Origin of the sequence: Streptococcus mitis SK1080 (assembly GCF_000220085.1) — a bacterium.
GTDB lineage: Bacteria > Bacillota > Bacilli > Lactobacillales > Streptococcaceae > Streptococcus > Streptococcus mitis_K.
In genome coordinates this window covers 68437-91191 of sequence record NZ_AFQV01000023.1, presented here as the reverse complement: position 1 = coordinate 91191, position 22755 = coordinate 68437, and the positions used below count along the sequence as shown (strand labels likewise).

Annotated in this window: 24 protein-coding genes; all 24 read right to left on the bottom strand. The window is 40.5% G+C overall.

The window, feature by feature from the left end; all coding sequences use genetic code 11:
* Positions 1 to 73: 73 nt before the first annotated feature.
* The 24 genes from HMPREF9957_RS09735 to HMPREF9957_RS09625 all read right to left on the bottom strand — a co-directional run bounded on the left by HMPREF9957_RS09735 (position 74) and on the right by HMPREF9957_RS09625 (position 22645).
* A complete protein-coding gene (locus HMPREF9957_RS09735; RefSeq protein WP_000229880.1) occupies positions 74 to 592 on the bottom strand; it encodes a Dps family protein in 519 nt (172 codons plus the stop codon).
* A gap of 237 nt (positions 593 to 829) precedes the next feature.
* Positions 830 to 2320: a choline binding-anchored murein hydrolase LytC gene (gene lytC, locus HMPREF9957_RS09730; RefSeq protein ID WP_080563543.1), complete on the bottom strand. Its 1491-nt coding sequence runs from the start codon at positions 2318 to 2320 to the stop codon at positions 830 to 832.
* A gap of 37 nt (positions 2321 to 2357) precedes the next feature.
* Positions 2358 to 3116, bottom strand: coding sequence for a triose-phosphate isomerase (tpiA, locus tag HMPREF9957_RS09725; RefSeq protein ID WP_000087893.1), 759 nt, complete (start codon positions 3114 to 3116; stop codon positions 2358 to 2360).
* A gap of 97 nt (positions 3117 to 3213) precedes the next feature.
* On the bottom strand, positions 3214 to 3891 hold the full coding sequence (locus tag HMPREF9957_RS09720) for a DnaD domain-containing protein (protein WP_000221596.1): 678 nt from the start codon (positions 3889 to 3891) through the stop codon (positions 3214 to 3216).
* An 8-nt stretch (positions 3892 to 3899) separates the two neighbouring features.
* Positions 3900 to 4844, bottom strand: a complete 945-nt coding sequence (metA, locus tag HMPREF9957_RS09715; protein WP_001122718.1) for a homoserine O-acetyltransferase MetA — start codon at positions 4842 to 4844, stop codon at positions 3900 to 3902.
* 182 nt (positions 4845 to 5026) lie between these two features.
* Positions 5027 to 5539, bottom strand: coding sequence for an adenine phosphoribosyltransferase (locus HMPREF9957_RS09710; protein WP_001049318.1), 513 nt, complete (start codon positions 5537 to 5539; stop codon positions 5027 to 5029).
* Between the two features lie 86 nt (positions 5540 to 5625).
* Positions 5626 to 6384, bottom strand: coding sequence for a class I SAM-dependent methyltransferase (locus HMPREF9957_RS09705; RefSeq protein WP_001287221.1), 759 nt, complete (start codon positions 6382 to 6384; stop codon positions 5626 to 5628).
* Positions 6385 to 6903: 519 nt separating this feature from the next.
* Positions 6904 to 7593 (bottom strand): 50S ribosomal protein L1, encoded by a 690-nt coding sequence (rplA, locus tag HMPREF9957_RS09700; protein ID WP_001085675.1) that lies wholly within the window; start codon positions 7591 to 7593, stop codon positions 6904 to 6906.
* 97 nt (positions 7594 to 7690) lie between these two features.
* The gene (gene rplK / locus HMPREF9957_RS09695; protein WP_001085807.1) at positions 7691 to 8116 is read right to left on the bottom strand and encodes a 50S ribosomal protein L11; all 426 of its coding nucleotides are present in this window, start codon (positions 8114 to 8116) and stop codon (positions 7691 to 7693) included.
* Positions 8117 to 8390: 274 nt separating this feature from the next.
* Entirely contained in the window at positions 8391 to 9107 is a 717-nt protein-coding gene (gene ldcB / locus HMPREF9957_RS09690) for an LD-carboxypeptidase LdcB/DacB (protein WP_000747754.1), read from the bottom strand.
* 2 nt (positions 9108 to 9109) lie between these two features.
* Positions 9110 to 9580: an HIT family protein gene (locus HMPREF9957_RS09685; RefSeq protein ID WP_000335590.1), complete on the bottom strand. Its 471-nt coding sequence runs from the start codon at positions 9578 to 9580 to the stop codon at positions 9110 to 9112.
* A gap of 186 nt (positions 9581 to 9766) precedes the next feature.
* The gene (locus tag HMPREF9957_RS09680) at positions 9767 to 10720 is read right to left on the bottom strand and encodes a hypothetical protein (protein WP_255263238.1); all 954 of its coding nucleotides are present in this window, start codon (positions 10718 to 10720) and stop codon (positions 9767 to 9769) included.
* A gap of 29 nt (positions 10721 to 10749) precedes the next feature.
* Positions 10750 to 11787, bottom strand: a complete 1038-nt coding sequence (locus HMPREF9957_RS09675; RefSeq protein ID WP_001077218.1) for a M42 family metallopeptidase — start codon at positions 11785 to 11787, stop codon at positions 10750 to 10752.
* Between the two features lie 97 nt (positions 11788 to 11884).
* A complete protein-coding gene (gene brnQ, locus HMPREF9957_RS09670; protein WP_001074584.1) occupies positions 11885 to 13210 on the bottom strand; it encodes a branched-chain amino acid transport system II carrier protein in 1326 nt (441 codons plus the stop codon).
* A gap of 170 nt (positions 13211 to 13380) precedes the next feature.
* Positions 13381 to 13668, bottom strand: a complete 288-nt coding sequence (locus tag HMPREF9957_RS09665) for a rhodanese-like domain-containing protein (RefSeq protein WP_000659132.1) — start codon at positions 13666 to 13668, stop codon at positions 13381 to 13383.
* Positions 13669 to 13678: 10 nt separating this feature from the next.
* Positions 13679 to 13915, bottom strand: coding sequence for a hypothetical protein (locus HMPREF9957_RS13620; RefSeq protein ID WP_000693344.1), 237 nt, complete (start codon positions 13913 to 13915; stop codon positions 13679 to 13681).
* 3 nt (positions 13916 to 13918) lie between these two features.
* Complete coding sequence (locus tag HMPREF9957_RS09660; RefSeq protein WP_000078160.1) at positions 13919 to 14497, bottom strand: uracil-DNA glycosylase family protein; 579 nt, start codon at positions 14495 to 14497, stop codon at positions 13919 to 13921.
* 53 nt (positions 14498 to 14550) lie between these two features.
* Entirely contained in the window at positions 14551 to 15951 is a 1401-nt protein-coding gene (gene pepV / locus HMPREF9957_RS09655) for a dipeptidase PepV (protein WP_000125059.1), read from the bottom strand.
* A 13-nt stretch (positions 15952 to 15964) separates the two neighbouring features.
* Positions 15965 to 16570, bottom strand: coding sequence for a nitroreductase family protein (locus tag HMPREF9957_RS09650; protein ID WP_000670160.1), 606 nt, complete (start codon positions 16568 to 16570; stop codon positions 15965 to 15967).
* A 173-nt stretch (positions 16571 to 16743) separates the two neighbouring features.
* The gene (locus tag HMPREF9957_RS09645; protein WP_000680851.1) at positions 16744 to 17598 is read right to left on the bottom strand and encodes a metallophosphoesterase family protein; all 855 of its coding nucleotides are present in this window, start codon (positions 17596 to 17598) and stop codon (positions 16744 to 16746) included.
* On the bottom strand, positions 17588 to 19435 hold the full coding sequence (uvrC, locus tag HMPREF9957_RS09640; protein WP_001061120.1) for an excinuclease ABC subunit UvrC: 1848 nt from the start codon (positions 19433 to 19435) through the stop codon (positions 17588 to 17590). Before uvrC ends, HMPREF9957_RS09645 begins: the two co-directional genes overlap by 11 nt.
* 38 nt (positions 19436 to 19473) lie before the next feature.
* Positions 19474 to 20175, bottom strand: a complete 702-nt coding sequence (locus HMPREF9957_RS09635; RefSeq protein ID WP_001267193.1) for a M57 family metalloprotease — start codon at positions 20173 to 20175, stop codon at positions 19474 to 19476.
* Positions 20176 to 20253: 78 nt separating this feature from the next.
* Positions 20254 to 21420: an aminoacyltransferase gene (locus HMPREF9957_RS09630; protein WP_001174049.1), complete on the bottom strand. Its 1167-nt coding sequence runs from the start codon at positions 21418 to 21420 to the stop codon at positions 20254 to 20256.
* A gap of 4 nt (positions 21421 to 21424) precedes the next feature.
* Entirely contained in the window at positions 21425 to 22645 is a 1221-nt protein-coding gene (locus HMPREF9957_RS09625) for a peptidoglycan bridge formation alanyltransferase MurM (RefSeq protein WP_000286551.1), read from the bottom strand.
* Positions 22646 to 22755 lie beyond the last annotated feature (110 nt).

Below are 22755 nucleotides of genomic sequence, written 5' to 3'. Positions count from 1 at the left end.
GTTTGGAATAGCTTACAAAATAGAAAAAATCTGTAAGAAATTTCCTACAGATTTATCTATGTTACCTTGTTTCTTACAAACCAGGTGCTTGTCCAAGTTCTGCTGCAAGCATCCAGATTGTTTTATCCGTTTCAGTTTTAGCATCTGCAAAGATACCGTTTGTCACATCGTCACCTTCTTCATCAGTGGCATCCAAACCTTTTTGGAAAAGTTCTGACAAGTAACGGTAGATAGCAAGAACACGTTCCAAGCTTTCTTCAACATTGCGGTATTCACCAGCTTCTTCTTCGATTTCACTGTTTTGAAGGAATTCTGTCAATGTAGAGAATGGGCTTCCACCAAGTGTGATCAAGCGTTCGCTGATTTCATCCAATTGACCGTCAAGAGCTTCCATATACTCATCCATTTTTGGATGCCATACAAGGAAACCACGACCACGCATATACCAGTGTACTTGGTGCAAAGCCACATGAGCTACGTACAAATCAGCAACAGCTTGATTCAAGACTTCCTTTGTTTTTGCCAATGCTACTGGCGCTGCTTTTGTCAATGATGTTACATCTTTTACTGCTTCTTTTTTCAATTCTACCATTGTTTTTACCTCATTCATTATTTTTATGTAACCACTTCTTAATGATTACTACCTTAGTATACTACTAAGGAAAGACAATTGCAAGCCAAATGACCCACATGAGAAAAGTTGCAATAGACTGATAATTTAAGAATTCTTTAGAATAAAACACAGTCCCCTTACACATCTCTTAACTGCGACAAAATAAAGAAAAAGAGGATGCAATTTTCTTGCACACTCCTTTTTCAAACTTATATCTTAATACCAAACGCTGACATCCACACGCCCTTGGATTCCTTTCATGTATTCAGAAGAGGTATATTGCCAACCCTTTTCTCCTGAGTAATGAGGATTTTCCCATTCTAAAGCATTCGTATAGGCTGCTACCCAGTTTACATGTTTTAAAATATCTGGGTGTTTTAAACGCGTCTGTAATAAACTACGATAGCTATAGACATACACATTTTGATAGCCCGCCTGCTTCATCGTCTCCATGTACTTGTTAATAATCTTAACCCAAGTACCTGTATCACTCGGAGCACGCTTACTTTTATTCACATACTCCCAGTTCTCAACATCATAGTAGATAGGATAAGACAGGTTCATATTGTATTTCTTCAGAAGTTCAATGGTCTGTTCAGCATCATTCTCAGCATCAGTCTCATTTTCAGCATAAGTATAGAGATAGACACCATAAGGAATTCCCAGACGGTTTAACTCCTTAATGTTATGCGCCAATTCCTTGTCTTCTTTACCGCTATAACCTAGACGAACAATGACACCATCCACCTCGTTCTCATCAATAACCTTTTTCCAATCATTGATACGACCATTGTGCTCACTAATATCAATAACTTTCTTAGCATGTTCGGTTCCCACTTGCTCTTCTCTATTATTAAAGAAATAGCGTTTACCATCTCTGTGAACCCAGCCGACATTCAAATCTTTCTTTTCTTTGAGCTCACCAGAAGCCGCAAAGATATAGCGAGCACCATCCATAATCACTTCATCAGTCGCCATGGCACCACTTCCAGTCAAATAGTAGTTGCCTTGCCACTCATTCCGCGCCATATAGCCCCACTTCTTGAAATAGTACCATTTGCCGCCCACTTTTTGCCACTCTTGGTTGGCATAAGTTCCATCGGATTTTAGATAAAAATAAGCAGAATAAGCCGGATCATAAAGCCATTCATTTTGCATCATGGCACCTTGACCATTCAAGAAATAACTTCCTTGCCATTGGCTTTTAGCCATGTAACCCCACTCCTTGAAGTAATACCACTTATTTCCAATCAATTGCCATTCTTGATGAGCATAGGCCCCATCTGACTTGAGATAAAACCAACTCTTGTAATTACTGTCATAGATCCACTCGTTTTGGGCCATATATCCACCTGATTTCAGGTAGTAATTTCCATGCCATTCATTCTGCGCGTAACGACCATCTGATTTAATATAAAACCAAGCCTTATAGTAGTTGTCAAAAATCCATTCACTTTGAGCTTTAGAACCATCAGCCTTTACATAATAATCCCCATCCCAGTGGGCAGAGACACTGTTTCTCTGTTCATTGCTACTAGTTGATGAAGTTCCTGTTGATAAACTAGATTTTTCTGAAACTGTGCTTCCACTTGTTTCATCTGCCGCAATTCCTGAAACTCTTGCGCCAAGTAAGCAAAGACTTGCTAGCCCTATACATACAAATTTTGTTTTCAATCTTTCCTCTCCTATAAAAAATGGAACAGGCACCTGAATGCTGTTCCACCTAGCTTTTGCTACTTACTGATTATTTTACAAAGTCAAGCAAAGCCAAGAAGCTTTCAGCTTCAAGTGACGCACCACCTACAAGGGCACCGTCAACGTCTGGACAAGCCATGTATGAAGCAACGTTCTCAGGTTTAACAGAACCACCGTATTGAACACGAACTTTGTCTGCCACTTCTTGACCAAAGTCAGCAGCTACAACGTCACGAACAACTTTACACATTTTTTGTGCATCGTCTTGTGAAGCTGATTTACCAGTACCGATAGCCCAGATTGGCTCGTAAGCGATAACTGAGGCAGCAACTTGTTCAGCAGTCAATCCAGCCAATGCAGCAGATACTTGAGCACCTACGAATTCAGCAGCTTTACCAGCTTCGTAAGTTTCAAGTGACTCACCACAACAGATAATTGGAAGCATACCGTTTGCAAAGATTGCTTTTGCTTTTTTGTTGATATCTTCGTCAGTTTCATGGAAGTAGTCACGGCGTTCTGAGTGACCGATAACAACGTAGTCAGTACCGATTTCTTTCAAAACTTGTGGGCTAGTTTCACCAGTGAAAGCACCTGCATTTTCAAAATAGCAGTTTTGAGCAGCAACTTTAAGGTTTGAACCTTTTGCAGCAGCAAGAACAGTTGTCAAATCAAGAGCTGGAGCAGCGATACCTGCTTCAACAAGATCTGATGAAGGAAGTTTTGATGCAACTGCTTCAACAAATGCTTTAGCTTCTTCTGGATTTTTGTTCATTTTCCAGTTACCAGCGATAAATGGTTTACGTGACATTTCACATACCTCTTTTTTCAATTTATTTTCTATTTATTTTATCACAATTAAACACAGCTTGCAAATCTTACTCGGATTTCAAGCCTGCTTACATGGATTAATCCTTCCAAAGATCCATAGCATTTCTGAAATCTGCAGATACCTGTGTCAACTGAGGATTGCTGGCTTCTCTTTCTGCCCGCTTGGCCTCTATTTGGGCCACACTTTTGATGCCTTCATGGCGCCAGTTTCTCAAAATGGCCTGGATGTACTTCCAGTTTGCTTTTCCATTCAAAACAGCTTCACGAAGAGCTTCCTTAATCAAGTCAGCACTGGTCCCATCTTCCTTTAGTGTCTTGGTCAAATCCTCAATCTCAAAAGGTGTCAACAAACGTCCCAATTCCTGCTGGAAGGTTTCTACCAAATCCTTGAGCTGATTTTGAGGTGTCAACTGGTCTGAACTCGAATGAGCGACTCCAAGCAAATCATCCAAACGTTCCAAAGCCAAACTAGCATCAAAAAGCAATTCGATTTCACCATTTAATTCGATAGTACGGTACTGAAGCAGTCCCCTCTCCGTCAGATTAGAGATAGACTGGTTGACATCCGAAATTTCCTTGCCAATCCTTTCAGCAATCTGGCTTGGTGACATTTCTTCTAAGCCTGTCGTATTTTGCAAATAGAAAAATTGCCAGACTAGAAAATCATCGCTAGAAGGAAAGAGTTCCTTAAAATGCAAGAGCAGGGCACTCGGTAAAACCAAGTTCCCTGATTTAAAAGCGTCTAAATATGTCATAATTCCTCTTATAAATACCCAAATGCGGATGCATCATCTTCTATTTTTCTCCAGTCAAAAGGCGTCTCCTGATAGACCGCATAGTTCACCCAGTTACTGAAAAAGAGGGCTGCCGATGAAGACCAACAAAGACAAGGCGTCTGATTAACATCATCATCCTTAAAGTAATTTTCTGGAATATGAGGAGCTAAACCTGCGTCACGATCCCTAAAATACTCTTTTGCCAAGGTATCACGGTCATATTCCAAATGCCCAAAACTATAAATTTCTCGTAAATCACGACTAGCCAAAATCGAAACCCCAACCTGAGGACCTTCTGACAAAATCTCGAGATTGGTCTTATTCAGAATCTCTTCCTTAGAAATCTCCGTGTGCCGAGAATGAGGAGCTACGTAACTATCGTCAAAACCTCTAAAGAGAAGGTGACCCTCTTTTAGGGTGTCCTGAGGATAAATACCTGATAGCTTACTGTCCATCTGGTATTTTTCCACTCCATAACGCAGATAAAGACCAGCCTGAGCACCCCAACAGATATGAAGGGTCGAATAGACATGGGTCTTAGACCACTCAAGCACCTGGCTAAATTCTTCCCAATAATCCACTTCCTCAAATGGTAAATGCTCAACTGGAGCACCCGTGATAATCATGCCATCAAAATACTCATCCTTGACTTCAGGAAAAGTTTTATAAAAGGTCTCCATGTGCTCTGAACGAGTTGTCTTAGAACGGTGGCTCTCCATATAGAGAAAATCAATATCCAGTTGCAGGGGTGTATTGGCCAAATGGCGCAACAACTGGGTTTCTGTGACCATTTTCTGTGGCATGAGATTTAAAATTAAAATCTTCAAAGGGCGGATATCTTGGTGGGCAGCACGTTGATCATCCATGACAAAGATATTCTCTGTCCGTAAAATCTCAACAGCTGGTAATTTTTTATCAATTCGAATCGGCATAACCCTCTCCTAACTGTATTCTTTCAGGAATCATTGCTTGTGTTTAGAGTTAAAATGCAAACACTTGTTCCTTTTATTATACTGTAAGAAGATATAGTTTTCAATTATAGTTTTTCTCTAACTAGCTATAGTCTATTTTTATATCCCAATGTAGAGAAAACAGCCCTAGGGACTGTTTTTCATTAATAATGCATCAAAACTTTGTAATCGTAGTCACCGATTTTTTCACGGCCGTTCAATTCATCCAATTCAACAAGAAAGGCACAACCTGCTACAACACCGCCAAGTTTTTCAATCATTTCGATAGTTGCCTTAACAGTTCCACCTGTTGCCAAGAGGTCATCTACGATAAGAACACGTTGACCTGGCTTGATGGCATCCGCATGCATAGTCAAGGTATCGACACCGTACTCTTTTTCATAGTCAGCAGAAATGACTTCGCGTGGCAATTTTCCTGGCTTACGAACAGGTGCAAAGCCAATTCCCAACTCAAAGGCAACTGGACAGCCCACGATAAATCCACGAGCCTCAGGCCCTACGATCATATCAATTTTCTTGTCAGTAGCATACTGAACAATTTCACGAACAGCGTAGCTATAAGCATTTCCATCAGCCATCAAAGGACTGATATCACGGAAGGTGATGCCTTCCTTTGGATAATTTTCAATTGTTGCAATGTAATCTTTTAAATTCATCTTTTTCTTTCTTTCAAAGTTTTTTACTCTCTATTATAGCATATTTTTCAAGAAAGAAAAAAGGAAAAGTTAACTTCAATGATTATCTAAGGATTTGATCTTTTATGACTAGCCATAGCAATAAAGCCCAAGTTCTTTTTATTCTTATCAAACATTTTATACATAGTTAAAAACTGCTTTCTATTCTCCTTTTTACAAGCATTTACACAAATTTTCAAAGTTCCTAGCCAACCTTCGTCATAAATCATACCTGATAATTTCATTAATGTCATTTCACCAGTCAATACTTTCACATCACAATAACCTGATTCTATCATCACCTGTTCCCAACCATCTTGGGTTAAAGGACCTACATTTACATGAATTGCTTGCGACAATTCCTGCCTGACAGACTCTTTAGCTTCCTTAAGAAGCACATCATGTGTCAAAAGAAGACCTTCAAGTTTTAAAACCCTTAGATATTCCATTACACATTTTTTCTTAGCTTGATCGGCTTGCATAGTCAGCATAGCTTCATTTATAACAATATCAAAACTAGCATCTTCATAAGGAAGTTTCATTGCATTGGCTCTTTCAAAACTGATTAAATGAGCAACACCTGCCTTTTCAGCAGATTTTTTTGCCACTTCTAAAGCTTGACCATCCATATCAACAGCAGTTATCTTACAACCAAAACGCTGTGCCAACTCAATTGCTGTAGTTCCCCTATTACACGCAACCTCTAGTATTCTCTTTTCTTTTGAAAATTCTCCTTCCGCAATTAACCAATCTGTGGCACGTTTTCCACCTGGGCGTAAGCGTTTTTTCCCCAGTTTTGCTAAAAACTTATGACCTGCTTCTGACATTTGAACACCTCTGTTTTTTTCTTCATTATAACATAAAATGATATTATCTGACAATTCTAATCTATTATTTGATAAACTAGAATCAAAAGCATACAAACCACCATGACTATAGCATAAATTTATTATTACCTCTCTAGTTCGAATTCAACTCATCCCATCATTTACACATTCAGGTTACGACTATTTTTGTACTTTGGAATTGCTCTCATCTTCATCCGCTATACGAACCTCCACCTTTCTGTTCGTAGAGCTACGATTTCGCTATCCCTTCCTCTGCCGATTCTTATTTCCAGCGTCAAACTTGAGAATCACTAACAGCTTCACTAGTAAATGGTACCCACAAATAATACTCAATGGAAATCAAAGAGCAAACTAGGAAGCTAGCTGCATACTGTACTTGAGTACGGCAAGGCAAAGCTAACGTGATTTGAAGAGTATTACAAATCCAGATGAACGACATGCCCGTCGTATCCAAAAAAACGAGCACTTTCGTACTCGTTCTCTGATATAAACTACTGATTAAAGTGAGTTTACGTCAACTTTGATACCAACACCTTGAGTAGTTGTGATAGTCAAGTTTGTTACGTAAGTTCCTTTAGCTGTAGCTGGTTTTGCTTTTTGGATTGTTTCGTTGAAAGCTTTGAAGTTTTCAACCAATTTTTCAGCTTCAAATGATACTTTACCGATGATTGCTTGAACGTTACCTGCACGGTCAGCACGGTAAGTGATTTTACCACCTTTAGACTCTTCAACTGCTTTAGCAACATCCATAGTTACAGTACCAGTTTTAGGGTTTGGCATCAAGTTACGTGGTCCAAGGACACGTCCAAGACGTCCAACAAGAGCCATCATATCAGGTGTAGCGATAACTACGTCGAAGTCCAACCAACCGTCGTTGATTTTAGCAACAAGGTCATCTTCACCAACAAAGTCTGCACCAGCAGCTTTTGCTTCTTCAGCTTTTGCACCACGTGCAAAAACAAGAACGCGTGAAGTTTTACCAGTACCGTTTGGCAATACCATTGCTCCACGGATTTGTTGGTCAGCTTTTTTAACGTCGATGTTCAAGTTGTAAGCAACTTCTACAGTTGCGTCAAATTTTGCAAAGTTAGTTTCTTTTGCAAGTGCTACAGCTTCTTCTACGCTGTATGCTTTTGTGCTGTCGATTTTCTCAAGAGCAGCACGAAGTTGTTTGCTTTTTTTAGCCATTTTCTATTCTCCTTGTAAGTGGTTCAATCGATTTTCATCTCCCACGTCACTTCTCGAAATGATGAAGTCTTGCGGGTTATATTGGGGGTGTTATTGATTAGTCAACAACAGTGAATCCCATAGAACGAGCAGTACCTTCGATCATACGCATTGCAGACTCTACGTTTGCTGCGTTCAAATCTGGCATCTTAGTTTCTGCAATTTCTTGTACTTGCGCACGAGTAACTGTAGCAACTTTAGTTTTGTTAGGTGTACCTGATCCTTTTTCAACACCTGCAGCTTTTTTCAAAAGAACAGCAGCTGGTGGTGTTTTAGTGATGAAAGTAAATGATTTATCTTCGTAAACTGAGATAACAACTGGAATAATCATACCAGCTTGGTCAGCTGTACGAGCGTTGAACTCTTTTGTGAATCCCATGATGTTGATACCAGCTTGACCAAGAGCAGGTCCAACCGGTGGAGCTGGTGTAGCTTTACCAGCAGGGATTTGCAATTTTACAAGTTTTTCGACTTTTTTAGCCATTTTTAAATCCTCCTTTGTGGTTTTGGCGGTAATTAGAGATTTTTACCTCCCACAAGTATGCTTTTCACATACCCATCTATTATACACTATTTATCTGGAATTGCAAGAGAAAAGTTTATTTTTATACTCAATGAAAATCAAAGAGCAAACTAGGAAGCTAGCCGCAGGTTGCTCAAAGCACTGCTTTGAGGTTGTAGATAAGACTGACGAAGTCAGTTACATATATCTACGGTAAGGAGACGCTGACGTGGTTTGAAGAGATTTTCGAAGAGTATTAATCGACGTAATCTCCGCCTTCAAAGCCGTAATACTCTTCCAAACTGAGACCACTCTCAGCAATTTCTTTAGCTTCTTTTCCTACATAACGCAGGTGCCATTCCTCAGCCATATAGCCTGTTTCCTTTTCCTTGCCTTTGAGATAACGGACAACAAAGCCATAATCAGCCGCATGGTCCAAAAGCCATTGGGCTGCTTTTTCTTCTGTCACCAAATCACCATCAGTCCCAATCACATCAAAGGCCAAGCCTGTCTGGTGTTCGCTATAGCCAGGACGGGCAGAGTAACGGTCAGCTGCTACTTTCCCGTCTTGATTGACATAATCTTGATAGAGCTTGGTCTGAGTCTCATAACTTCTAAAGCCACTGTAATGGTCACTGATTGAGAAACCTGCCTCTTGCATCGCTTTGATGAGTTTGAGTAACTCAGCCTTGGCTGTGGGATTTTCCCCTGGATTGTAGTCTTTAGACAATGGATAGTGTTTGTTGGCTACGATGATTTCATCGTATTTCCCTTGAATGCTGTAATAGTCTCCTTTGTTAACCACTTCTGCTTTTTTCTGGGCAGCTCCTTGAGATTTACTGCCGACTGTCCCATCAGCTTTGGCTGTCTGTTCTGTCTTAGTTTCTCCATCTTCATTTTTTGCTTTTTCTTGTGAACAAGCTGCTAGACTCAAGGCTAGCAAGGCTGTCAAGATAAGGTATCTTTTTTTCATTTCTACTCCTTTATTTCTAATAGTTTATCTACTTCTAACGATAAACATTCGACTAATCTTTTAATCTCTTCCGGTTTTGCTTGGCAGGTTTCTGCTGTCATTTCTTCAAAGGGAACCCACCAGACTGGACCACGTCCATTGAGACCGTGACCATTCATATCACCTCTTCGTCTAGGGAAAAGGTGCCAATGAAGATGGGCATCGCCATTTCCTAGCAGTTCGATATTCATTTTCTCAGCAGCAAAGACCTTAGCAACTGCCTCTTGGACTAGACTCATTTCTTCGAGAAAACGGAGTCTTGTTTCCTTTTTCAAATGGTGCAATTCGGTAACGTGTTCCTTAGCTAGAAAAAGACTATATCCTGCAAAATACTGGTGGTCTCCAATCACAAGATAGCCTGTTTCCAACTCTTTGACAAAGTAAGGATTTTCTTCCTTCTTGATGAGGTCAATTCTCTGGCAAATCAGGCACATGAGTCTCTCCTCTCAACTATAATAAGTTCAAAATATCTTGAGCCTGACAGCTCTGGATTAGTTATACTTGCATTCTCAAATATATAGGGATTAAATCACTCACTGTCAATCCCTCCTTGATTTACCCCTTGGATATCCACTGTTTCAAAATCGATAAGGGTATGATTAAGGTCAAAGAGTCCGTGTTTATGGATCATCATTCCCCTCCCTCTTATCTTTGTGAAATAATTTCTGAATCTTATTAAAAAATGGAATAACTGTAAAATTATCTATAAAGCGTCTCTTACTTAACTTAGGTTCCTGTAGTTTTCTATATTCTTCGATATAGATTGTAGATACTTTACCAATTTCACTTGCCCCGAAAATGATGGCTTTTAAAATTAATACACCAACAATTAGACAAAGTGAAACTATTCCAACAAGAGGGGCAATAAAAACATTATTATACGATTTAAACGAATAATACGCTGTTATAGCATCAACTGCGACAATAGAGAAAATGAGCACTGTAATGCCTATTTCAGATTTTCTATGATCGCTTTCATTAACACTCAATTCTGGGAGTAAAAAAATTAAAATTACCACAACAATCAACCAATAAGCCAATAACAAAGAGAGTTCAGTAGGTTGTTCGATGAAACTATTATATCCAAAGTAAATGAGAAACATCTGAAGTAATAACATCCCATACTGAAATAAATAAAACCATATTTTAACTGAATTTATAGGCGAAATATTTTGTTCTACTTTTATATTTAGTAATCGTTTAGAAATTTGTATCCGATGAGCCAGTTCTTTTAAATCTTCTATTTGAAGTATTTTAGAAGCAAGTTTTTTCTCTATCATTTCTATTTGATACCACACGTATCCATCATCTTCTATCCACTGATATTTTCCAAAAGTTTTTATTTCTCGTCCGTACGGGTTAATTTTTTGAGAAATTTTAAAAAGTAGTTTTTCTAAATCTGGATTAGTAATTCCTTTATCTACTAGTTCATCGACATAAACAACTAGTTCTTTAAAGTTTTCTTGTTTATTTTCATACACATACTTATGATATTCTTCTTTTCTCTTTTGGAAATAAGCATACAAACTCGAAATTAGCCCCGTTATTATAGCAGGCGTTGCTAATTGTTTCAATATTTCATTCATAATACTTTATCGCCCCTTTACTCCACCAACTCACTCTTAAGATAGGCATCAACCATACGCTCCGTCGCGACAACTGAATCAATATGAGTACGCTCATAAGAATGACTAGACTCGATACCCGCGCCAAGGAGGGCGTGTTTGACCTCTGCCCCTGCGGACATGGCCGCTGAAGCGTCCGATCCATAAAATGGATAGATATCCAACTTAAATGGAATATCTTGCTCTTTAGCCAAGGCAACTAAGTGTTGACGGAAGTCATAGTGATAAGGGCCTGAAGCATCCTTGACACAGATAGATACTGTGTACTCATCTGTCTGCTGGTCATCGCCCATGGCTCCCATGTCCACAGCCAGATATTCAACTACTTGAGCAGGAATGCTAGAGTTTGCACCGTGTCCCACTTCTTCAAAGACTGAAAAAGCAAAATGGGTTGTTACGGGCAACTCAATCTTCTCTTCCATATAAATACGAAGCAGATTAAGCAAAATCGCCGCACTGACCTTATCGTCCAAATGACGAGACTTGATAAAACCTGTCTCTGTCACGACAGTTCGTGGGTCAAAACTGATAAAATCACCGACCTCAATGCCAAGAGCACGAGTTTCTTTTTCACTAGTTACTTTGGCGTCCAAACGCACTTCCATATTGTCTTGCGTGCGTTCTGCAGTTCCTGCATCCTTATAAACATGGCAAGAAGTTTGGTGGATAAGGATGGTTCCTGATACTTTTTGACCTGTACTAGCCACATAAACGGTACAGTTTTCTCCTTCAATCATGTTCCAAGGGAAACCACCGATACGATCCAATTTGAGACGGCCGTCTGGTTTGACAGCACGGACAATGGCCCCCAGCGTATCCACATGGGCAGTCACATAGCGATGCTCTTCATCATGTTGACCTTTGATAGTCACATTGACACCGCCCTTGGTTGTACGAACTGGCTGGTAACCAAAATTTTCTAGAGTCTTGACTAAATAGTCCGAAATCTCACGAGTGAAGCCTGTTGGCGATGCGATGGCTGTTAGTTCTTTGATATATTCTACTGTTTGATTCATTTCTTCACCTCTTTTGCTACCTATTATAACACATTTATCATCGGATAAAAAAAGAAAATCACTCCTGTAGACTTGGCTACAAAAGTGATTTCAATGATTATTCCATTTCAAAAACATCGCTTTCTTGCTTGTTTGGTAGAACCAGTGAGAGCAAGATTCCAACGATAGCTGGTACCAACCATGGGAGAGATGCCTTAGCAAAAGGAAGAGCGTTGACAAGATTTGCAAGAAACTCAACCTTAAATGAGCTTCCTAATACGCTTGCAATGGCAATAGCTGTAACCACAGCAATTGTCAACTGCATACCCGGTTTTGAAAGAGCCACAAATTTGTTGACAATGACAATCATAACGATGGCAATGGTGATTGGGTACAAAATAACCAGTACAGGGATTGAGTACTTGATAATCGCATCAAGCCCCAAATTGGCAATAGCAAATCCAATCAAGGTAAAGGCTGTCGCATAAACCTTGTAGCTGATTTGTGGGAAGCGTTCATTAAAGAACTCAGCTGTTGACACAATCAGACCAACTGTTGTTGTGAAGCAGGTTACGGTAACCATAGCTGCAAGGAAGAGTTGAGCTGTTGAGCCAAAGATTTCTTGAGTGGCTTGTGACAAGATGTAAACACCTGGTGTTCCACCCTTCATCGCTTCAGCTGGTACTGGGAAATGATTCCCAAGGAAGCCTAAACCGATGTAAAGCGCGCTGAAAGCAAGGGCAACAACGATACCAACCACCCAAATAGTTGAAATGTATTCTTTCTTACTTGAAAATCCAAGTTGTTTCAAGGTTTGGACTGCGATTACACTAAAGGCAACTGAGGCAAGGGCATCCAAGGTATTATAACCTTCTAGGAAACCTGTCCCAAAGGCAGAAGCTTGATAAGCAGCTGAAGCAGCTTGAGGACTTGTTCCACCGTATTTGAAAGCTCCTAAAACAACTAAGATAACAATCAAAATCGCAAAGACTGGCGTTAAAATACGGCCGATACGATCCAAGATTTTTGATGGATTAAGTGAAATCAAATAGGCTGTCGCAAAATACAGAACCGTAAAGACAATCAAACCAAGACCTTTATTTGCATCCGACAAAAGGGGGCTAATCCCTACTTCGTAAGCTGTTGTAGCTGTACGTGGAATAGCAAAGAATGGACCGATTGACAAGTAAAGAACTGAGAGGTAAAGAGTCGCAAACCAAGGCGCTATCTTTGTTGAAATCTCGTAAATATATCCTTTAGGATTTAGCGTTCCAATAATAAGAGTCAAGACGGCGATACCGACACCTGAAAAGACAAAACCTGCGATGGCAGGAAGAAAATGTTCTCCAGATAGAGCACCCAGAGAAGGCGGAAAAATCAAGTTCCCCGCACCAAAAAATATTCCAAACAGGAGCAAACCTGTTAGGGCACCTTTTTTAGCCATGAAAATCTCCTTCATATTTATAAAATACTGACTTAGTATACCATGATTAGGAGTATGAAAAAAGTATCACGAAGTAAATATTGAATGTTTTCAAGATTCTCAAAAATGAGAATTGTCTAAAAATAACATTCTCCTACCCAGTCCACACCAAGTAGGAGAAATGCAAATTTTTAAAGTTCTTCAAAGGACATCATGCCACCTTGGACATCGATAACCTCATAACCTTGTTCTGATAAGAATTGGCAAGCACGCGCCGATCTCATTCCAGATTTACAAATAACATAATGTAACTGGTCCTTGTCCAACTGATCAAAGGTATCAGCTAATTGACTGAGAGGAAAATTCTGAGCACCTTCTAAATGAAGAGTTTCAAACTCATCCATTTCTCTCACGTCCACTAGAGAAAGTTGGTCGTTTTGGTAAAGCTGGTAAAATGCGTCAAAGGAAATTTCTTTCATTCTTTTTCTCCTAATACTCTTCGAAAATCTCTTCAAACCACGTCAGCGTCGCCTTACCGTAGGTATGGTTACTGACTTCGTCAGTTCTATCCACAACCTCAAAGCAGTGCTTTGAGCTGACTTCGTCAGTTCTATCCACAACCTCAAAACAGTGTTTTGAGCTGACTTCGTCAGTTCTATCTGCAACCTCAAAGCTGTACTTTGAGCAGCCTGCGGCTAGCTTCCTAGTTTGCTCTTTGATTTTCATTGACTATAAAATAGTTTTAATTCTTTTTTTCAAATCTGGCACCACTTCTGACTCAAACCAAGGATTTTTGGCCATCCAGATTTGATTTCGCGGTGAGGGGTGAACTAGTGGAAAATAGGCTGGCAGATAGTTCTGGTAATGTTTTACCCGTTCTGTTACCTTGCCACTGATTTTCTCCTTTAAATAGTAGGCCTGGGCATATTGCCCAATCAAGAGGGTCAACTGGATATCGGGTAATTCTTGCAAGAGCTGTGGATGCCATTTTTCTGCAAACCCAGTTCTCGGTGGCAGGTCACCTGACTTGCCATGTCCTGGAAAGTAAAAATCCATAGGCAAAACAGCAAAATATCCTGAATTGTAAAAGGTATCTTCATCCACACCTAGCCAGTCCCGCAAGCGGTCACCACTCTTGTCCTTCCAATAAAGGCCTGCCTCTTGGGTTTTAAAACCAGGCGCTTGACCGATGATATTGATGCGAGCAGTCTTTGGCGCTGCAAAGAGAGGCTCAATGCCACGCTCTGTATAACTGGCATTCTGTGGATCTGACATAATAGCCTGCTTGATTCTTTCAATTTGAGACATCTACTTTCCCTCCAAAAAGAAGTCTAAGCATACAATCTCAGACTTCTATCGTTTTATTTGATCAATTCGTAAATAGCTTCGGCATAGATTGCTGCTGCTCGGAAGAGATCATCCAAGGCGATAAATTCATTGGCTTGGTGCATGGTGTCAATTGAGTCTGGGAACATGGCACCGTAGGCAACTCCGCGTTCGAGCAAACGACCAAAGGTTCCACCACCGATAACTTGCTCGTGACCTTTAAGTCCAGTTTGTTTTTCATAAACATTCAACAAGGTTTGCACAAGTGGATCTTCCATTGGCACATAGTGAGGCGTATGACCGTGCTCAGAAAGGCTAACAGAAGCAACTGGCAAGTTTTCAAGGATTAACTTGATTTGCTCTGGACTTGTTCCTTTTGGATAGCGGATGTTGAGGGCAATGGTATTATCAGCGCTTGTTTCGTCAAAGCGGAAGACACCGGCATTCATAGAAAGGGCACCCATCTTTTCATCCACATGAGCAATCTTGAGATTTTCACCCTCATGATCGTTCAAGAGAATCTTACCAGCGATGTCAAGGTAGTCTTTGGCTGGACCAGCAAAGTCAAACTGGCTGAGGAAGAGGGCTAGGTAAGTCGCACCATTGACACCTGAAGCTGGCATAGCACCGTGGGCTGATTTACCAATGATCGTCACCTTGTATTGACCGTTTTCTTCTTGGAGTTCTCCTCTAAGTTTGTGTTCTGCAACAAAGGCATCTAGTTTCGCTTGCAAGTCAGCCAAATCACCTGAAACGACAGCTGTTGCTGATTCTGGTACCATGTTTTCACGCAAACCACCTGCAAAGCTGTGAAGACGGGCTACACCTGTATTTTCACCTGCAAAGTGGAGGTATTCAGTGATGTTACCTTTTTCACCATTGATGATAGGGAATTCAGCATCTGGAGAGAAACCGAAGTCTGGTTTTGCAAGTCCTACATGCTCGAAGTAGTAGTCCATGTCTGCCCAGCCTGATTCTTCGTCTGTTCCAACGATGAAGCGAACTTTCTTAGAAGTTGGAAGACCCAATTCTTTGATGATTTTCAAACCATAGTAACAAGCTGTTGTAGGCCCCTTGTCATCCGAAGCACCACGCGCATAAAGGCGACCATCTTTGATAGTTGGTGTGTAAGGGTCTGTGTCCCAACCACTACCAGCTGGAACCACATCCATGTGGGCAAAGATACCGAGAACTTCTTCTCCATCACCAAACTCGAAGTGTCCTGCATAATTGTCGACATTCTTAGTTGGATAGCCATCACGGTCTGCGATTTCAAGGAATTTTTCCAAGGCTTTGACAGGCTCAGGCCCAAATGGATGCTCAGCATCAACCTTGCTATCATCACGTTCTGAGTTGATTTCCAAAAGGCTAAACAAGTCAGCCAAGAGGTCTTCTTTGCGTTTTTCTACTTCTGCTGTAAAATCAATTGCTGTCATTTTTTTCTTCTTTCTATCTTTTCTCGATGATTTCATCCACTGGCAAGCGGTAGCTTGGTTCCAATTTTTCGTCTGTGTAACCCACTGTAATCAAGAGTTCTGGGCGGAAGCGGTCTTCGATATCCAAAACTTCGTTGACTTTTGATTTGTCAAATCCAAGAATCATATTTGATCCAATTCCTTGGTCTGTAAGAGCGAGAATCAAGTTCATGGCAACTAAACCTGCATTGAGTGCTAGGTAGTCGCTGACTTGTTGTTCATTGTAACGTGCAAATTCAGCAGGCAAATTTTTCATGAAGTATTGTAGTTGTTCTTCTGAGAAATTGTTAGCACCACCAACTCGGGCAATTTTACGGGCACGTTTGGCAAGGTCCGTATCTGTAAAGAGGGCAATGGTTACAGGTGCTGATGATACCTGTTCAAAGTTTGAACCGTAAGCCAATTTTGCTAGTTCGGCATTTTTCTCACGCACCACTACAAATTTCCAAGGCTGGCTGTTGTGGGCACTTGGTGCCAAGGTTGCAATTTCGATAGCCGTACGTACATCTTTTGGATCAACTGGCTTATCAGTGAAATGCTTAGTCGCATGACGTTTTTTATTTAATTCAAGAAATTTCATAACCGATTTCCTTTTCTAATTCTACTGCTTCCATTCTACCATATTTTGAAAGAGCTTGCAGAGATTTTTCATAGAAATAAACTGGAACAAGGATAAGCAACCAAATGAAGAAAAGCATTTAAATCAGGAATCCCCTCATCCAGTTCCAATTAATTTTCAGTTACTTAAAGAAACTAGTCTATCTTATATTCTGACTTTATAATCTCCAAGAAATCTTTCACATCCTCTACATACCCATGCTTTTCTATTAAGCTTGCTAATAATTCCAGATTGTGTCCCTGATAGTTATCTTCACGACGCAGTTCTTCATACATTTCGATAAAGGGAAGCCCCTTGGATTTGGCCAATTCCAACTCAGCTTCGTAATCATAAGCGACTTTACGAAATAGGATATTTACCAATTCCCCATCTTCAACTTCTATCACGGCATACTGGGCACGGTGATTTTTTAACGCATCCCAATTAAAATAGGGCATGCCAATCGACCCTGGATTGATGATTTGTTGCCCTTGACTGCCGTAACGAAGCAACTGCTTGTGGACATGACCATAGACTGCCACGTCGGTTTCCGCATCTAGCAGTTGGTCAAATTTATCTGTATTATTCCCAACCAGTAGATCCCCACCATAGTTTTTGTCAGGTAAATTATGAGAGATAGAAAAGCGCAGCCCCTCAACTTCTTTCTTTTCCAGCAAAGGCAAGCTTCGTAGCCAGACAATCGTTGCAGGATCCATTCGCTCCATCAAAAACTGAGTCATTCGCATTGACTGGATTTCTTGTGGATCTTCCAAACCGTATTCACCATCCAAGGCCTCAAGGATACAATCATCCCAATTTCCTCGAACACTGGCTGTGATAGGAAGGTCCTTTAGCAGGGCCACCAAGTCATTTGCACCTGGACCAGGAAGAAAAATATCTCCTAGAAGCCAGTATTCACTGACTCCTTGATTTTTAGCATCTGCAATCACTGCTTCTAAAGCCGTCGCATTTCCATGAATATCTGATAAAATTGCGATTTTATGTTTCATTGTGATTTCCTTCCGTTTGGTAATCTACTCTTTCTTCTGCCGCTTGAGGCAAGGTTTCTGTTTCATGCGGGTTCAACTTCCTCTGCACAGCCTCTGCAACCGATCTAGGCACACCGACTTCGACAATCTCATCCACACTTGCTTCCTTGATTTTAGTTAGAGACTTGAAATGCTTCATAAGATTCTGCTTGCGTTTAGGTCCCAGACCTTCAATCCCATCCAATTGAGATGAGAAAGAATTTATGGAGCGTAGTTGACGGTGGAAGGTGATGGCAAAGCGATGCACCTCATCTTGGATGCGTTGGAGGAGGAAAAATTCCTGAGAATTACGAGATAACTCCACCACCTCAAGTGGATCTCCAAAAAGCAATTCATGGGTTTGGTGCTTGTCATTCTTTTGCAGACCTGCAATTGGGATATCCAAACCTAGCTCTTCTTGGATAACCTGCTTGGCGATATTGACTTGACCTTGTCCCCCATCAATGACAATCAAATCTGGCGGAGTCAAGCCGTCACGCTGTACTCGACCATAGCGTCTGCGAATGACCTCTCGCATACTAGCATAGTCGTCTGGCCCGACTACAGTCTTGATTTTATACTTACGATAATCCTTCTTACTTGGTTTGCCGTTGACAAAGACCACCATAGCCGAAACAGGGCTAGTTCCCATGATGTTGGAGTTATCGAAGGATTCGATGCGGACTGGTGTCGGAATTTGGAGCAAACGTCCTAGATTTTCAATAGCCCCCTGTGTTTTTTCGACAGATTTCTCTAGCAGGTTGAACTTCTGCTCTAGGCTGACTCGAGCATTCTTTATAGCCAAATTGACCAGTTGCTTTTTCTCTCCACGCTGGGGTTTGAGAATCTTGGAATCCACCAAGGCCTTGACAGCTTCTTCGTCAATATCCTGCGGAATCAGCACCTCATTGGGAACTAGATGAGATTTTTCTTGATAGAATTGTCCCACATAGGTCAAGAAATCCTCATCCGGATCATTATAATAAGGGAAAAGATTGACATCGCGCTCAATAAGCTTGCCCTGACGAACAAAGAAAACCTGAACACACATCCATCCCTTGTCCACATAGTAGCCAAAGACATCCCGATTTTGGAGATCCTTAGCCATGACCCGTTGCTTGGTTCGAAGCGTTCCAATAGCCTGAATGAGGTCACGGTATTCCGCTGCACGTTCAAATTCCATAGTCTGGGCTGCCGCTGCCATTTTTCCCTTAAGATCATCAATGATTTTGTCATCCTGCCCTTTCAGAAAATCAGAAACCTCCTGAGCCATAGACTTGAAGTAGGCCTCATCCTTCTTACAGATGGTGTGGGCCATACATTGACCGATATGGTAGTAAAAACAGACCTTAGACGGTGGATTGGTACACTTTCGAAAAGGAAAAATCCGATCCAGCAGCCTCTTGATTTCATTGGCTGCCCCTACATCTGGATAAGGTCCAAAGTAGAGACCGCCGTCCTTTTTGACCTGACGAGTGATAATCAAGCGAGGATAGCGTTCATTGGTGATTTTGATGAAAGGATAAGACTTATCATCCTTGAGCATGATATTGTATTTAGGCTTATTTTCCTTGATCAGATTGATTTCTAGGAGAAGTGCCTCAATGTTGGACTCCGTAACGATAAATTCAAAATCCACAATTTCAGACACCAAGGCCTCTGTTTTGGTATCGTGACTTCCACGGAAATAGGACCTCACGCGGTTGCGCAGATTTTTAGCCTTTCCTACATAGATAATAGTGCCATTTTTATCCTTGTGAATGTAACAACCAGGGCTGGTCGGCAGGAGCTCTAGTTTTGATTTAATCAAGTTATTCATAGTTCCATTATAGCAAAAAAGTAGGGAAAGATTGTTCCCTACTCACTAGTCTCATATATTTTTCGAAGGTTTGCAACATCCACTTCCTGGATACCATAAAAGGAACCCGCAGGTTGCATGACAGACTTTTCATCTGTATGGTCCAAGCCAATCGCATGACCCAACTCATGTTCTGCTGTATGGACAATGCGCTCATAGGAATAGCCATAGTTTGGATTGGACAGATAATAATGATTCAACCGCACCGTGACAGACAAGAATTGCCCCGTCAAGAGATTGGTCTGACTTTCTGCCTCTCCTGCCACAGGAGTGCTTCCATCGTTCATCTCCGTAGCCAAGATATCCGCCTTGCTGGACTCAGTCACAATTTCAAAGTTAAAAGCACCAGTTTGATTCCAGCTCTGGATTGCTTCTACATAAGCCTCTTGAAAGCGTGAATCCATCTGGGGATCTAAGTAAATACGAGCAGAGGCCTGCGGCCACCTTCCTTCAGAATACTGGTGGCTATCTGTCTGGCTTAACTTAGGCAGTTGCCCTGTTTTTTCCCATTGGTTTATACTTTGTTGACCAATTTTTACTGACCGCTCTACTTGCTTCAGCGCTCCTTGAAAATCCCCGTTCAGATACCAGAGAAGTCCGAAAGCAAGCGCACATAAGAGCACAACTATCCAAACCAGGCGCCAAAACAAACGCCACACAAAAGAAAAGAAAGCCCCTATCAAACGAAAAATCCAGCGCATATCTCTCCACCTTTCTAGCAAATAAAGTCTATTTTACTAAAACAAGCTGAAAGAAAGCTAAATACTGGCCTTTTCATCTTAACGTCCTAATATTTTTTTGAGTAATTGAATAGCTTTGTATTTTAAAGACGATGGATGGTAACGGAAAGTACCTGCTTTGCGTACAATATAGCCATTAAAATTCTGTTTGAAACGCAAAACACCATCACTACCATCAAAAATCCCTTGAATACCTAGGAAATTGTATTGATGGATGTTTCGTTGCATTGTCTGCTTCATCGCATGGTATTGAAGTAAAAATGGAGCTGAGAACTTCTGGTACTCTGCGTACGACCCCCCAAACAAGTATGTCGCTTCTGTATTTGTGTAGATTATTAAAGCACAAGCTAGAGCAACATTGTCAGACTCACTATCCAAGCTAGTTAGAAAATCTTTTTTCTTTTGCAAGGCTTGGTATTGCTGGTTAAATTGTTTCGACTCCTTGTCAAGACTAGCCATCTTCACATTTAAAGCATCTATAGACTGTTGCGGATTGACTTCAGCAATTAGAAAATCCGCCTTATCTCCAAACATATCATACAATTTAAAGTAATAATCTAAATTCTTATCCTCAAAACCTTGTCTCTTACCTGTTTCTTCAATAATTTTTTTGAACGTTGGAATTTCTTCCCGTTCTGCATTGCGAATAAGAATATTAAAATCAAAGGCCGACTGAATGTTGCGAATACTATTTTTATTAAAGGATTTCAATAAGGAAGCAGCATCATAATCTTGCAAATCTTTGATGTAATGCCAGCTGACTTCTCCATTAGGATACCCTGTCGTCAATCCATCAAATTGATAACCTAAATCAGTTAAACCTTGAATGATACTTTTTTTCTCAGCATCTATTGGATTACCTTCACTATCAAAAGTTTGATAAGTTTCATAAGGTTTTACAAGCAACTCTAATACACCATTTTGCTTGGCATATTCTTTTAACTCCGCATAAAAAACTGGAAGAGCATCTTGTTGGGTATAAATCGGCCCCGAATTGAGCTCCATATGCAGACCACCCAGCATGGGCAAGCTATAAACCAGAGCTACAACTTGAATCTCTCCTTCTTGTTTCAAAGCAAGATAAACAATTCGAGCCCCTCTTTTTTCTAACAAGTCCCCCATCTGGACCGATTGCATAAAGGAACGAGAAGAAACCTGATCAGAATAAGCCTGAAACTCTTCTTTCGTGAGTGTAATTAGTGCCATATACTTACTTTCTATGTTTTTTTCTTAATGTTTTACGGAAATCAAGAGCAAGTCTTAACAGAGGATAGAGAGGATGAGTGGGTATTGTAAATTCACCCAAGTATTCTTCAATCGTTGGATTAAAATTAGCTTTAAAACGATAGAGTCCACCATCTAAAGCATTCTCGACGCCTCCTAAATTTTGCCATAAAATGCCACGTTCAAAGGAATATTGAGCTGTCTCATACCAAGTCAAAATAGGGGCTTTATATCGTTTAAAATCTTCATCCATTCCTGCGTATAGATTGACAGAAGTTTGTCCGAATTCTAAAGTCAAGGTAGCCGCTAAGGGAACTCTTGCTTGACCTGCATCCATATATTCCTGCAGGAAAGTCAATTCCTCTAACAAACGTTCTTTTTCCTTCTTCTGCGCTTCTACTTTTGATGTTCGAGTCGACTCAGTAAAGGTCTCTTCCAAGGCTCTGTTTTTCGCTAACTGTTCTTCTAATTCTTGCGAACGTTTAGAAACATCCAAGGTTGCCAAGGTGATATAGGCCTTGTCCTTAAAATTATCTAATAACTTTTTATAATAGGCTTCATTCCTCAAATGAATCTCTTTCCGCTTCTCGGTTTTTTTCATCAAAAAGGAAAAAGACTCCAATAATTCAGTTCCACCAAATTGAATCTCTACCCCCTTATTCCGTGCTGTTCGAATAGCCTGTTTTGTTGACTTGGAAAGTTTATCTTCTTCAAAATTTTCCTTGTATATTTTCGCCTGAATACGAGGTTGAATGGTGTCTCCCATTTCCTCTGTTTTTCCTGACCACCTTACTCCCATTTGTTGCAAACTGTCAATAATAGCCAGATTTTCAGGAAATTCTGTTTTTTCCTGATTGATTAAACTTTGAGATAGGCAAATACTTGGGTCAAAAGTCACAAAAACCGCTCTCTTACTGCGAGCATAGGACTTAATAGACTGAATGACAAAACTCAAGAGTTCCGTATCCCCATAATCCAATATAGGCCCTCTTGGGATGTAAAACATTTTATAGCCTAGCGGAAGAGTTCTTATCAAAATACTAGCTGTCGCCAGTAATTTTTCTTCCCTGTAGACACCAAACTTCTCATGTTCCCAGTCAGACTTCACTTCTTCCCAAGCACTACTTTGTAATACATTGGCTAATTCATGGTCTTTGACAAACTGATCATATTCTAATGTGGGAATGCCAATTTGATAACGGTACATTTCCTACTCTCTTTCCTCCAGTATTTTATTACTATTCTACTACTTTCGTTTGAAAAGTCTAGTGAAAACATATTTTATTTTAGTTCTACTCCCCCTATGCTGAAGTTCAA

What these genes read in the sequence shown, in the direction of transcription:
- HMPREF9957_RS09705 (WP_001287221.1), bottom strand. Translation starts at nt 6,384, where the DNA reads ATGTCAGAAGCAGGTCATAAGTTTTTAGCAAAACTGGGGAAAAAACGC.
- HMPREF9957_RS09630 (WP_001174049.1), bottom strand. Translation starts at nt 21,420, where the DNA reads ATGGCACTAATTACACTCACGAAAGAAGAGTTTCAGGCTTATTCTGAT.
- tpiA (WP_000087893.1), bottom strand. Translation starts at nt 3,116, where the DNA reads ATGTCACGTAAACCATTTATCGCTGGTAACTGGAAAATGAACAAAAAT.
- pepV (WP_000125059.1), bottom strand. Translation starts at nt 15,951, where the DNA reads ATGACAGCAATTGATTTTACAGCAGAAGTAGAAAAACGCAAAGAAGAC.
- brnQ (WP_001074584.1), bottom strand. Translation starts at nt 13,210, where the DNA reads ATGGCTAAAAAAGGTGCCCTAACAGGTTTGCTCCTGTTTGGAATATTT.
- HMPREF9957_RS09720 (WP_000221596.1), bottom strand. Translation starts at nt 3,891, where the DNA reads ATGACATATTTAGACGCTTTTAAATCAGGGAACTTGGTTTTACCGAGT.
- metA (WP_001122718.1), bottom strand. Translation starts at nt 4,844, where the DNA reads ATGCCGATTCGAATTGATAAAAAATTACCAGCTGTTGAGATTTTACGG.
- HMPREF9957_RS09675 (WP_001077218.1), bottom strand. Translation starts at nt 11,787, where the DNA reads ATGAATCAAACAGTAGAATATATCAAAGAACTAACAGCCATCGCATCG.
- uvrC (WP_001061120.1), bottom strand. Translation starts at nt 19,435, where the DNA reads ATGAATAACTTGATTAAATCAAAACTAGAGCTCCTGCCGACCAGCCCT.
- HMPREF9957_RS09650 (WP_000670160.1), bottom strand. Translation starts at nt 16,570, where the DNA reads ATGAAATTTCTTGAATTAAATAAAAAACGTCATGCGACTAAGCATTTC.
- HMPREF9957_RS09645 (WP_000680851.1), bottom strand. Translation starts at nt 17,598, where the DNA reads ATGAAACATAAAATCGCAATTTTATCAGATATTCATGGAAATGCGACG.
- rplK (WP_001085807.1), bottom strand. Translation starts at nt 8,116, where the DNA reads ATGGCTAAAAAAGTCGAAAAACTTGTAAAATTGCAAATCCCTGCTGGT.
- HMPREF9957_RS09660 (WP_000078160.1), bottom strand. Translation starts at nt 14,497, where the DNA reads ATGTCTCAAATTGAAAGAATCAAGCAGGCTATTATGTCAGATCCACAG.
- HMPREF9957_RS09685 (WP_000335590.1), bottom strand. Translation starts at nt 9,580, where the DNA reads ATGTGCCTGATTTGCCAGAGAATTGACCTCATCAAGAAGGAAGAAAAT.
- HMPREF9957_RS09635 (WP_001267193.1), bottom strand. Translation starts at nt 20,175, where the DNA reads ATGCGCTGGATTTTTCGTTTGATAGGGGCTTTCTTTTCTTTTGTGTGG.
- rplA (WP_001085675.1), bottom strand. Translation starts at nt 7,593, where the DNA reads ATGGCTAAAAAAAGCAAACAACTTCGTGCTGCTCTTGAGAAAATCGAC.
- HMPREF9957_RS09735 (WP_000229880.1), bottom strand. Translation starts at nt 592, where the DNA reads ATGGTAGAATTGAAAAAAGAAGCAGTAAAAGATGTAACATCATTGACA.
- HMPREF9957_RS13620 (WP_000693344.1), bottom strand. Translation starts at nt 13,915, where the DNA reads ATGAAAATCAAAGAGCAAACTAGGAAGCTAGCCGCAGGCTGCTCAAAG.
- ldcB (WP_000747754.1), bottom strand. Translation starts at nt 9,107, where the DNA reads ATGAAAAAAAGATACCTTATCTTGACAGCCTTGCTAGCCTTGAGTCTA.
- HMPREF9957_RS09625 (WP_000286551.1), bottom strand. Translation starts at nt 22,645, where the DNA reads ATGTACCGTTATCAAATTGGCATTCCCACATTAGAATATGATCAGTTT.
- HMPREF9957_RS09665 (WP_000659132.1), bottom strand. Translation starts at nt 13,668, where the DNA reads ATGAAAGAAATTTCCTTTGACGCATTTTACCAGCTTTACCAAAACGAC.
- HMPREF9957_RS09710 (WP_001049318.1), bottom strand. Translation starts at nt 5,539, where the DNA reads ATGAATTTAAAAGATTACATTGCAACAATTGAAAATTATCCAAAGGAA.